Consider the following 10,985-nt stretch of genomic DNA (forward strand, 5'->3'; position numbering starts at 1 on the left):
CTGAGGTGTCGAAACCGCGCCGATGTGCGGAGAAGCCTTGACAGCAGGCGACATCGGGATGAAGGTATGGCGCATCACCTGGTCGAAATTGTTCGGTCATGGTCGAGCGTGTCGGCCACAGCGCCTCGTCCGAGCGCTGGGGAAAACGTCGAAGGAGACGCGATGTCCCGCCACCAGTCACAAGCCGAGTACCTCGCGTCGCTGGTCCCGCCATCGGTGGCCGGCACGCAGTTCGGCCGCAGGTCCCTCTTCCGCGGCGCGCTCGGCGTCGCGGCGGCCGGCTCCCTCGCCGCGTGCGGCGGTGGTGGTGGCGGCACCAGCTCCGAGGACATCAAGGCGGCCACCGGCACGGTCACCTTCGGGTCGAACCAGTCCGACGCCGTGCCGAAGGCCGCGATCCAGCAGGTGGCCGACGGGTTCCACGCCAAGAACGCCAAGCTCGACGTGAAGATCAACACCGTCGACCACAACACGTTCCAGGAGCAGATCAACAGCTACCTCCAGGGCAGCCCGGACGACGTGTTCACCTGGTTCTCCGGCTTCCGCATGCGCTTCTTCGCCGCCAAGGGACTGGCCGGTGACATCAGCGACGTGTGGAAGAACCTGGACGGCTTCAGCGACGCGCTCAAGACCGCCTCGACCGGCGACGACGGCAAGCAGTACTTCGTGCCCTTCACCAACTACCCGTGGGCGCTCTTCTACCGCAAGAGCGTCTTCGAGTCGAAGGGCTACCAGGTGCCGAAGACGCTCGACGAGCTCGTCGCGCTGTCGAAGCAGATGCAGAAGGACGGCCTGACCCCGATCGCCTTCGGCGACAAGGACGGCTGGCCGGCCATGGGCACCTTCGACCAGCTGAACATGCGCATCAACGGCTTCCAGTTCCACGTCGACCTGATGGCGGGCAAGAAGGCCTGGAACGGCCCCGAGGTCAAGAAGGTGTTCGACACCTGGCGCAGCCTGCTGCCCTACCACCAGGACGCCTCCCTCGGCCGCACCTGGCAGGAGGCCGCGCAGACCCTGCAGCAGAAGAAGGCGGGCACCTACCTGCTGGGCATGTTCGTGGGTCAGCAGTTCCCGGAGGGCGAGCGCGACGACCTCGACTTCTTCACCTTCCCCGAGGTGGACTCGGCGATCGGCAGCGACGCCATCGAGGCGCCCATCGACGGCTACATGATGAGCAAGCGCCCGAAGAACGAGGCCGGCGCGAAGGCCTTCCTCAGCTACCTGGGCACGCCCGAGGCCGAGGGCGTCTCGGTGAAGGCGGACCCCACCGTCATCGCGGTGAGCAGCAAGGCCGACACCAGCGCGTACTCGGCGCTGCAGAAGAAGGCCGTCGAGTTCGTGGGCAGCGCCAAGAACATCTCGCAGTTCATGGACCGCGACACCCGTCCGGACTTCGCCAGCAACGTGATGATCCCGGCGATCCAGACGTTCATCAAGAACCCGAACGACGTCGACGGCCTGGTGAACAGCATCGAGAACCAGAAGAAGTCGATCTTCGCCAGCGACAGCTGATCGCCGTGGCAGCACCCGCGCAGGACGCGCCCGCCGCCCCGACCCAGGCCTCGAGCCCGGGTCGGGCGCGGCGGACGCGCAGGCTCAACACCCGCGACCGCATCTGGCTGGTGGTCATGGCCGGCGTCCCGGCCGCGATCGTCATCGGGCTGGTGTGGCTGCCCGCGTTCGCGACGGTCGCCCTGTCGTTCACCAACTGGGACGGCTTCGGCCCGATCTCGAGCGCCAAGGGCGTCGGCTTCAAGAACTACGTCGACGTCACGACGAACTACCCGCCGTTCGTGCCGGCCCTCGAGCACAACATCATCTGGCTGGTCGTGACCTTCGCGGTCCCCACGGTGCTGGGCGTCTTCATGGCGGTGCTGCTCGACCGCGACCTGCGCGGCTCGCGGCTCTACCAGAGCGCGTTCTTCCTGCCGGTCGTGCTCTCGCTCGCGCTCGTCGGCTTCATCTGGCAGCTGATCTACAGCCGCGACCAGGGCCTGCTCAACGCGGTGCTGGGGCTCAAGGGCAACGACGCGATCGACTGGTACGGGGACTCGAGCGTCAACCTGTGGGCGGTCATCGCGGCCGCCAGCTGGAAGCACACCGGCTACATCATGCTGCTGTACCTGGCGGGCCTGAAGGGCGTCGACCCCTCGCTGCGCGAGGCCGCCTCGATGGACGGTGCGTCGCCGACGCAGACCTTCTTCAAGGTCGTGTTCCCGGTGATGAAGCCGATCAACATCATCGTCGTGGTGGTGACCGTCATCGAGTCGCTGCGCGCGTTCGACCTGGTCTACGTCATCAACAAGGGCCGCAACGGGCTCGAGCTGATCGGCGCCCTGGTGTTCAACAACATCGTCGGCGAGGGCCAGCGCATCGGCTTCGGGTCCGCCATGGCCACGATCATGCTGCTGATCTCGTTGGTGTTCATCGTGTTCTACCTGCCCGCCGTCATGCGAGAGGACAAGTGATGAGCACCGCCACCACCGCCGTCGGGGCCACCCCGGCGCGGGCCGAGCACCGGCCCCAGGGTGCCGGTCGCCCGCGCCGCACGGTGCTCTACGTCTTCCTCACCGCCATGGCCATCACCTGGGTCTTCCCCCTCGCCTGGGCGCTGTTCAACTCGTTCCGCGACTACAACTACACGTCGAGCCACGGCTACGTGTCGTTCGGCGGCTTCACCTTCAAGAACTACGTGCACGCGTGGCAGCAGGGCGACTTCAGCCAGCACTTCCTCAACTCGCTGATCATCACCGTGCCGTCGGTGCTCATCACGCTGCTGCTGGCGTCGTCCGTCGCCTTCGTCGTGGCGCGCTTCTCGTTCAAGTTCAACATCGTGCTGCTGGGTCTGTTCACCGCCGCCAACCTGCTGCCGCAGCAGGCGCTGCTGGTGCCGCTCTACAAGCTGTACAACTCGATCGAGGTCCCGTTCTGGTTCAGCGACTCGGGCACGCTCTACAACAGCTACTACGCGGTGATCCTCACCCACATCGCCTTCCAGACCGGCTTCTGCGCCTTCGTGCTGAGCAACTACATGAAGACGTTGCCGGCCGAGCTCACCGAGGCCGCGCTCGTCGACGGAGCCGGTGTGCTGCGCCAGTACTGGCAGATCGTGATGCCGCTGTGCCGGCCGCCGCTCGCGGCCCTTGCCACGCTCGAGGTCACCTGGATCTACAACGACTTCTTCTGGGCTGTGGCGTTCATGAGCCAGGGCGACAAGTTCCCGATCACGTCCTCGCTGCAGAACCTGCGTGGCCAGTTCTTCACCGACTACAACCTGCTCTCGGCGGGCTCGGTGCTGGCCGCGATCCCGACGGTCATCATCTTCGTGGTGCTGCAGAAGCAGTTCGTGTCCGGCCTCACCCTCGGTGCGAACAAGGGATGACCCCCGACCCGACGTCCGACCTCGTCCTGCTGCGAGCCGCCGGCACCAGCGTCCTGCTCGACGTCGGCGGTCCTCGGCTGCCGCGGGTGCTGCACTGGGGCTCCGACCTCGGCGACCTCGCCGACGCCGACGGCCGCGTCGACCCCGCGACGGCGGCGGACGTCGTCCGGTCGGCGACGACGGCGGTGCCGCGCAGCGCCCTCGACGCGCCGATGTCGTTCACGCTGCTGCCGGTCGAGACGGACGGGTGGAGCGGCGCCCCCGGGGTGGCCGGACACCGCGACGGCACGGCCGCGCACCCGCGCCTGGAGCTCACCGGCACGGACGTCGTCATCGACCCGGACGGCGGCGGCTCGGTCGTGGCGCGGGCGACCGCCGCGCGGGCCGGGCTCGACGTCGAGGTCTCGTTGCGCCTGGTGGCCAGCGGGGTCGTCGAGCTCGACGCGACCGTCACCAGCACCGGCGACGGGCTCTACGACCTGGGCGCCCTGCGCCCGCAGCTCCCGTTGCCGCACAAGGCGTCCGAGACGCTCGACACCACGGGGCGATGGTGCCGTGAGGGTGCACCGCAGCGCCGTGCCCTTCAGCACGGCACCTGGTGGCGGCCGACGCGTCGCGGCCGCACGGGCCACGAGGGCCCTCTCCTGCTCGCCGCGGGCACGCCGTCGTTCGGCTTCGGGCACGGCGAGGTCTGGGCCGCCCACCTCGCGTGGAGCGGTGACTCCGAGCACCTCGTCCAGCGCGTGCCCGAGGGTGCCGGACCGCACGGCGGCGTGCTCGCGGCGGCCGAGCTGCTGCGGGCCGGGGAGATCCGGCTCGCCCGCGGCGAGACGTACCGCACGCCGACGACGCTGTACTCGTGGTCCGACCACGGCCTGGACGGCGTCGCGCACCGCTGGCACGACTGGCAGCGCGCCCGCGCCAGCCACCCGCGCAGCGTCCGTCCGGTGGTCCTGAACACCTGGGAGGCCGTCTACTTCGACCACGACCTCGCGCGGCTGACCGAGCTCGCCGACGTCGCCGCCCGCGTCGGCGTCGAGCGCTTCGTGCTGGACGACGGCTGGTTCAAGGGTCGGCGGCAGGACGACGCGGGCCTGGGGGACTGGTACGTCGACGAGAGCGTCTGGCCCGAGGGACTGCACCCCCTGGTCGACCACGTGCGCGGCCTCGGCCTGCAGATGGGGCTGTGGGTCGAGCCGGAGATGGTCAACCCCGACTCCGACCTCGCGCGCGAGCACCCCGGCTGGCTGCTGCGCCCGGACGACGACGAGCTGCCGCCGGTGTGGCGCCAGCAGCAGGTCCTCGACCTGACCAACCCGGACGCCTGGGCCTACCTGCTGGAGCGGCTCGACGCGGTGGTCGGCGAGTACCGGCTCGACTACCTCAAGTGGGACCACAACCGCGACCTGCACGCCGCCGGTTCGACGCCGGGCCACGGGCCGCGCGTGCACGAGCAGACCCTGGCGGCCTACCGGCTCTTCGACGCGTTGCGCGAGAAGCACCCCGGGCTCGAGATCGAGTCGTGCGCCAGCGGCGGCGCGCGCGTCGACCTCGGCGTGCTCGCCCACACCGACCGGGTCTGGGCCTCGGACTGCAACGACGCGATCGAGCGCCAGCACATCCAGCGCTGGGCGACCCAGGTGCTCGCCCCCGAGCTGGTCGGTGGGCACGTCGGCCCACCCGTCTCGCACACCACGCACCGTGCCCTCGACTTCCAGATGCGTGCTGCCACAGCCCTTTTCGGCCACGCGGGACTCGAGTGGGACCTCACGTCGCTGTCGCCCGACGAGCTCGACCAGGTGGCGGCGTGGATCGCCCTGCACCAGGAGCTGCGCGACCTGCTGCACAGCGGCCGGGTGGTGCGAGGTGACCTCCCGGACGACGACGCGCTGCTGCACGGGGTCGTCGCGGACGACGGCGCGCAGGCCGTGCTCGCCTACGTGCGGCTGACCTCGTCGCCGGACGCCCACCCGGGGCTCGTGCCGCTGCCGGGGCTCGACCGCGACCGGCGGTACCGCGTGCAGGTGCGCCGCGAGGTCGGCGAGCCCGCCGTCGTCCAGGCGCACGCGCCCGGGTGGTTCGACGACGGCGTCACGCTCCCTGGCGCGCTGCTGGCCGACGTCGGCCTCGCCATGCCCGTCATGGCACCGGCCTCCGCCCTGGTGCTCCACCTCACCGCCGTCTGACCCGCCCCCTGCGTCCGACGATCTGGTCGCTATGGCGACCGATCTTTCGGACGCAAGACCTCGGCTGGGGCACACTGCCCTCGTGACCACCTCACGGCTGGAAGCCTTCAGCGACGGCGTGCTCGCCATCATCATCACGATCATGGTGCTCGAGCTGAAGGTGCCCGAGGAGGCGACCTGGCACGCGCTCGGCGGCTCGGTCACCGGGTTCCTCACGTACCTGCTGAGCTTCGTGTACGTCGGCATCTACTGGAACAACCACCACCACATGTTCCAGGTGGTCGAGCGGGTCGACGGCGCGGTGCTGTGGGCCAACCTGCACCTGCTGTTCTGGCTCTCGCTCCTGCCGTTCTCGACGGCCTGGGTCGACGAGACGCGCCTGGGCGCGGTGCCCGTGGTCGTCTACGGCGCCAACCTGCTGCTCGCCGCGATCGCCTACTTCGTGCTGCAGCAGGCGATCTTCCGCGTCCAGGGCGGGTCGGGGCTGCGCGAGGCGCTGGGCCGCGACCTCAAGGGCAAGCTGTCGCCGGTCATCTACATCACCGGCATCGTGCTCACCGCGGTCGAGCCGTGGCTGGGCGAGGCGATGTTCATCGGTGCGGCGGTGGTCTGGCTGGTGCCCGACCGGCGCGTCGAGCGCTACCTCGAGAGCCGCGAGCGCGAGCGCCCTGCGGTCTAGCGCCCTGCGGCCTGGCGCAGCGACCAGTCGGCGCCGTCCGGGGTGTCGCGCACCTCGACCCCGGCGGCCACCAACCGGTCGCGCACCAGGTCGGACGTCGCGAAGTCCTTCCCGTCCCGTGCCGCCGCCCGCAGCTCGAGCAGCAGGTCGACGTACGGCGCCACCGCGTCGCGCGGGTCGGCGGCACCGGTTGCGGCCAGCTCGCCGAGCCGCACCACGAGCGAGCGCAGCGTGCGGCGCGCGACGTCGGCGTCGTCGCTCTGCAGCATGTCGGTCGACCAGTCGTGCACGGCGTGCTCCAGCCCGAGCACCGCCGTCACGCAGGCGTCGACGTCGCGCGCCGCCAGCCCCGCGTCGAACGCCACCTGCGCCGCCTCGGCCTCCGCGCGCAACGACGCCGCAGGCGCAGCGCCCGCCGGATCCGTTGCCGCAGAGCCAGTTCCGTCCGGGACGACGGGAGCCGCCACCGGCTCGGACGCCGCCTCCACCCCGCGCAGCAACGCGTCCAGCTGGTCGAAGCCCACCGTCGTGCCGCTCGCGAACGTGGTCGACCGTCCGCGGCGGCGCACCGTCACCACGCCGCGGCCCAGCACCCGCGCCGTGCGCGCCTCGAGGTCGCACCACAGCACGGTGTGCTCGTCGACGCCCAGCACCCCGACGTCGTCCGGCAGCTCGGCTTCCAGGCCGGCCAGGCGCGGCTCGCCGAGGTAGCAGAACCGCGTGTCGTGCGTGCCGCCCTCGGCGTTGTCGTAGTGCGGCACCACGGCCGCGCGCAGCCCGGTGAGCCGGCCCAGCAGGTCGAGCCCCTCCAGCCAGCGAGGCGGTTCGCCCGCCTTGTAGACCTCGTAGACCGGGATCGAGTGCGTGCCCACGGTGACCGCCGCCGCGCTGCCCAGCACCAGCGTGCCGCCGCGCGTCGCCACCTCGAGCAGCGCCGACGGCACCGGGGTGTCCGCCCACTGGCGCAGCGCGTACGACGGGCTGCCCGGTCCGCTGAACGCCCAGACCGCTTGCTGCAGAAGGGAAAGAGCCCGCTCGCGCTCGACCACCGACGCGGACGACGACCGCCAGGCCGCCACCTCCACCGGCTGCCCGACGCTCTGCGCGAAGTACGTCTGCGTGCGCTGCACCAGCTCGTCCGCGTTGAGCTGGAAGCCGAACGGCGTGTCGACCAGCACCGCCGGACCGTCACCAGCAGCGGCCCGCGTCGCCGCCAACACCTCGCGGTGCACCGGCACCAGCGTCGGCGCCGTCTCGCCCGAACCCATCAGCACCAGCGCGCTCACGACGCGGCCTCCTGCGGCTCGAGCAGCGACAGCAGGTCGGCCGCCACCTCGTCGGGGTGCTGGGCGTGCAGGTCGTGGTCGGCGCCGGGGTACCAGCGCACGCGCGCCGATGGCACGGCCGCGAGCAGGTCGCGCACGCCGTCGACGGCGTCGTCGGGCCCGGCGGCGGGCATCAGCAGCGTCGGCACGTGCACCCGCCCGAACAGCGACCGCGGGTCGTCGGCCCACAGCGAGTGCAGGATCGAGCGGTGGTGCTCGCGGTCGAGGTGCGCCCGCACGCCGCCGTCCGGCAGCCGGCGCAGGTTGGCGAGCGTGCCCTCGACGCCCTCGGTCGGCCAGTCGGGGTGGCCGGACCGGATGCGCGCCGCCACGTCGTCGTAACGCCACCCGGTCATCACCGGCGGCGCGAGCACGGCCCAGCAGTCCTCGAAGGTCGCGAACCGTCGTCCGAGCCAGATCCAGCCGCCGTCGAGCAGCGCCACCGCCCGCGCGACGTCGTGCCGCGCGGTCAGCTCCAGGACGACGTTGCCGCCCCACGACTGCCCGGCCACCACCGGGGCACGCTGGCCGGTCCAGCCCAGCACGCCCACCAGCTCGGCCAGGTCGGCCGCCGCCTGCGCCGTCGAGTAGCCGGTGTCCGGCGCGGGGGAGCGGCCGTGCCCGCGCAGGTCGACGGCCACGACCTCGTGCCCGGCGGCGACGAGGCGCTGCGCCACGCCGTCCCAGACCCGCGCGTTGCTCGCCAGCCCGTGCACGAGCAGGAAGGGAGCGGCGCCGGCGCCGGCACCGTCGGCCGGGTCGGCGCCGCCGCGCCGCACCGCCAGCACGAGCCTCGAGGGCAGGGTCAGCTCGTCGTCCACCAGGGTCACGGTGCCGACCCTACGACGGCCCTGCGAGACTGTCCGACATGTCTGACGCGGTTCGACCTCGGGTGCTCTCGGGCATGCAGCCCACGAGCGACTCGCTGCACCTCGGCAACTACCTCGGCGCCCTCGTGCAGTGGGTGGCGCTGCAGGAGACGCACGACGCCTTCTACTGCGTCGTCGACCTGCACGCGATCACGGTCGAGGTCGACCCCACGACGTTGCGCGACCGCACCCGGCGCACCGCGGCGCAGTACCTCGCGGGCGGCGTCGACCCGAGCCGCTCGACGCTCTTCGTGCAGAGCCACGTGCCCGAGCACGCCGAGCTGGCCTGGGTGCTCGGCTGCATCACCGGCTTCGGCGAGGCCAGCCGCATGACGCAGTTCAAGGACAAGGCGGGGAAGGCCGGCACCGATCGGACGACGGTGGGCCTGTTCACCTACCCGGTGCTGATGGCCGCCGACATCCTGCTCTACGCGGCCGACGCCGTCCCCGTGGGCGAGGACCAGCGCCAGCACCTCGAGCTCACCCGCGACCTCGCCACGCGCTTCAACACCCGCTTCGGCGAGACCTTCGTCGTCCCCGAGCCGTACATCGTCAAGGAGACGGCCAAGATCTACGACCTGCAGGAGCCCACCGCCAAGATGAGCAAGTCGGCGGCGACCCTGTCGGGCGTGATCGACCTGCTCGACGAGCCGAAGGTCACGGCCAAGAAGATCCGCTCGGCGGTCACCGACACCGAGCGCGAGGTGCGCTTCGACCCCGAGGCCAAGCCCGGCGTCTCGAACCTGCTGCAGATCCACTCCGCGCTGTCGGGCCGCCCGGTCGAGACGCTGGAGAAGGACTACGTGGGCAAGGGCTACGGCGACCTCAAGGGCGACCTCGCGGACGTCGTCCTGGAGGCCCTCACGCCGTTCCGCGAGCGCACGCTCGGGTACCTCGACGCCCCGGCCGCGCTCGACGACGTCCTGGCCGAGGGAGCCGAGAAGGCCCGCGACGTGGCGCGGCAGACCCTGGCGGCGGTCTACGACCGCGTGGGCTTCCTGCCGCCGAGGGGCTGACCCCTCGATGGCCTCCGCGGGGCCCGGCATAGGGCAGGATCGGTATGTGACCAGCGGTCCGGAGCGCACCATCGGCGTGGCGATCTCGATCCCCGCGCCGTACGGCGAGCAGCTGCGCGCGCTCCGGGCGTCGTTCGGCGACCCGCTCGCGGCCTCGATCCCGACCCACGTGACGCTGCTGCCGCCCACCGAGGTCGACCCGCGCGGCACCGACCTGGTGCACGAGCACCTGGCCAAGGTCGCCGCCGCCGTCGACCCGTTCGACATCCACCTGCGCGGCACCGCGACGTTCCGTCCGGTCTCGCCCGTGGTCTTCGTGCCGCTGGTGCGCGGCATCGGCGAGTGCGAGCTGCTCGAGCAGGCCGTGCGCAGCGGACCGCTCGCCCGCGAGCTCCAGTTCTACTACCACCCGCACGTGACCGTGGCGCACCACCTCGCGGACGACGCGCTCGACCGGGCGTCGCGCGAGCTGGCCGACTTCGAGTGCCGGTTCCGGGTGGAGGGCTTCCACCTCTACGAGCACGGCGCGGACGGCGTGTGGCGGCCCGAGGGCTGGTACCCCTTCTCCGTCGGCGCACCCGACCCGGAGCTCGGGTGAAGGCCCTGCTGGCGCGGCTGAAGGCCAGCCACGCGTACCGCTCGTGGCAGCGCTACGGCGACGCGCGCGGCAACGTGCTGGCCGGTGGCGTCGCCTACCTCGGGTTCTTCTCGATCCTGCCCGCCCTCGTGCTGGGCTTCAGCGTCTTCGGCTTCGTGCTGCGCGGCCAGCCCGACCTCTTCGCCCGCGTGGTCGACTACGTGTCGGGCACGCTGCCGGGCATCCTGCGCGACACCGCGCACCCCGACGGCATCCTCGACGCCAGCAAGCCGCCGACGCCGAACGCGCTGTCGGTGGCCGGCGCGATCAGCCTGGTGCTGCTGGTGCTGAGCGGCCTGGGCTGGGTCGACGCGCTGCGCGAGGGCGTGCGCGCGATGTTCGACCAGCCGACCTTCAAGACCAACCCGGTGCTGGGCAAGCTGCGCGACGTCGGCGTGCTCGTCACGCTCGGCCTGGCGGTGCTGGCCTCGGCGGTGCTGTCGTTCGTGGTCACGGCGCTGGCCTCGCGGGTGCTCGGCTGGGTGGGCGTCTCCGACAGCTCGACCGCGGGTCACCTCGTGCTGCAGGTGCTCGGCGTGCTCGTCGTGCTGGCCGCCGACTTCGCCCTGATGGTGATCGTGCTGCGGTTGATGAGCGGGCTCGACCTGCGGCGCCCGGACGTCGCCCAGGGCGCCCTCGTCGGCGCCGTCGGGCTCGGCGTCCTGAAGCTGAGCAGCGGCCTGCTGCTGGCGAGCGCGTCGAAGAAGCCGCTGCTGGCCAGCTTCGCCGTCGTCATCGGGCTGCTGGTGCTGATGAACCTCATCAGCCGCGTGATGCTGCTGTCGGCGGCCTGGGCGGCCACGACGCTGCACGACCGCGGCCGGCTGGCCCGCCGGGCCGGCGACCCGCCGGCGCCGCTGCCGCGGCCGGCCGGACCGCGCGACCCGG

Annotated in this window: 10 protein-coding genes; 8 read left to right on the top strand and 2 right to left on the bottom strand. The window is 71.7% G+C overall.

Annotated elements, in window-relative coordinates; genetic code table 11:
• The first annotated feature begins 162 nt into the window (after nucleotides 1-162).
• The 5 genes from ACYVJ4_RS08525 to ACYVJ4_RS08545 all read left to right on the top strand — a co-directional run bounded on the left by ACYVJ4_RS08525 (nucleotide 163) and on the right by ACYVJ4_RS08545 (nucleotide 6,250).
• The gene (locus ACYVJ4_RS08525) at nucleotides 163-1,515 is read left to right on the top strand and encodes an ABC transporter substrate-binding protein (RefSeq protein WP_460459694.1); all 1,353 of its coding nucleotides are present in this window, start codon (nucleotides 163-165) and stop codon (nucleotides 1,513-1,515) included.
• The gene (locus tag ACYVJ4_RS08530) at nucleotides 1,515-2,471 is read left to right on the top strand and encodes a carbohydrate ABC transporter permease (RefSeq protein WP_460459703.1); all 957 of its coding nucleotides are present in this window, start codon (nucleotides 1,515-1,517) and stop codon (nucleotides 2,469-2,471) included. Before ACYVJ4_RS08525 ends, ACYVJ4_RS08530 begins: the two co-directional genes overlap by 1 nt.
• On the top strand, nucleotides 2,471-3,385 hold the full coding sequence (locus tag ACYVJ4_RS08535) for a carbohydrate ABC transporter permease (RefSeq protein WP_460459695.1): 915 nt from the start codon (nucleotides 2,471-2,473) through the stop codon (nucleotides 3,383-3,385). Before ACYVJ4_RS08530 ends, ACYVJ4_RS08535 begins: the two co-directional genes overlap by 1 nt.
• Complete coding sequence (locus tag ACYVJ4_RS08540; RefSeq protein WP_460459696.1) at nucleotides 3,382-5,571, top strand: alpha-galactosidase; 2,190 nt, start codon at nucleotides 3,382-3,384, stop codon at nucleotides 5,569-5,571. Before ACYVJ4_RS08535 ends, ACYVJ4_RS08540 begins: the two co-directional genes overlap by 4 nt.
• Nucleotides 5,572-5,653: 82 nt before the next feature.
• Nucleotides 5,654-6,250 carry a TMEM175 family protein gene (locus tag ACYVJ4_RS08545; RefSeq protein ID WP_460459697.1) on the top strand — a complete coding sequence of 199 codons (597 nt, stop codon included), beginning with the start codon at nucleotides 5,654-5,656 and terminating at the stop codon, nucleotides 6,248-6,250.
• On the opposite strand, the gene ACYVJ4_RS08550 is transcribed toward ACYVJ4_RS08545, so the two are convergent.
• Together ACYVJ4_RS08550 and ACYVJ4_RS08555 are read right to left on the bottom strand one after the other, a co-directional pair.
• A complete protein-coding gene (locus ACYVJ4_RS08550; RefSeq protein WP_460459698.1) occupies nucleotides 6,247-7,536 on the bottom strand; it encodes a type 1 glutamine amidotransferase family protein in 1,290 nt (429 codons plus the stop codon). The two genes, ACYVJ4_RS08545 and ACYVJ4_RS08550, sit on opposite strands and share 4 nt — an antisense overlap.
• Entirely contained in the window at nucleotides 7,533-8,405 is an 873-nt protein-coding gene (locus tag ACYVJ4_RS08555; RefSeq protein ID WP_460459699.1) for an alpha/beta fold hydrolase, read from the bottom strand. The genes ACYVJ4_RS08550 and ACYVJ4_RS08555 overlap by 4 nt, the downstream gene beginning before the upstream one ends.
• A gap of 38 nt (nucleotides 8,406-8,443) precedes the next feature.
• Here ACYVJ4_RS08555 and trpS point away from each other — a divergent pair, with 38 nt between their 5' ends.
• The 3 genes from trpS to ACYVJ4_RS08570 form a co-directional block, all read left to right on the top strand.
• Nucleotides 8,444-9,460, top strand: coding sequence for a tryptophan--tRNA ligase (trpS, locus tag ACYVJ4_RS08560; RefSeq protein WP_460459700.1), 1,017 nt, complete (start codon nucleotides 8,444-8,446; stop codon nucleotides 9,458-9,460).
• Between the two features lie 46 nt (nucleotides 9,461-9,506).
• On the top strand, nucleotides 9,507-10,058 hold the full coding sequence (locus ACYVJ4_RS08565; RefSeq protein ID WP_460459701.1) for a 2'-5' RNA ligase family protein: 552 nt from the start codon (nucleotides 9,507-9,509) through the stop codon (nucleotides 10,056-10,058).
• On the top strand, nucleotides 10,055-10,985 hold a 931-nt coding region (locus tag ACYVJ4_RS08570; RefSeq protein WP_460459702.1), incomplete at its 3' end, for a YihY/virulence factor BrkB family protein. The genes ACYVJ4_RS08565 and ACYVJ4_RS08570, both read left to right, overlap by 4 nt.

Source organism: Angustibacter peucedani, from assembly GCF_054779595.1.

Bases quoted from the DNA above. Each gene is read 5' to 3' on its own strand.
- ACYVJ4_RS08540 (WP_460459696.1), top strand. From the start codon at position 3,382: ATGACCCCCGACCCGACGTCCGACCTCGTCCTGCTGCGAGCCGCCGGC.
- ACYVJ4_RS08535 (WP_460459695.1), top strand. From the start codon at position 2,471: ATGAGCACCGCCACCACCGCCGTCGGGGCCACCCCGGCGCGGGCCGAG.
- ACYVJ4_RS08525 (WP_460459694.1), top strand. From the start codon at position 163: ATGTCCCGCCACCAGTCACAAGCCGAGTACCTCGCGTCGCTGGTCCCG.
- trpS (WP_460459700.1), top strand. From the start codon at position 8,444: ATGTCTGACGCGGTTCGACCTCGGGTGCTCTCGGGCATGCAGCCCACG.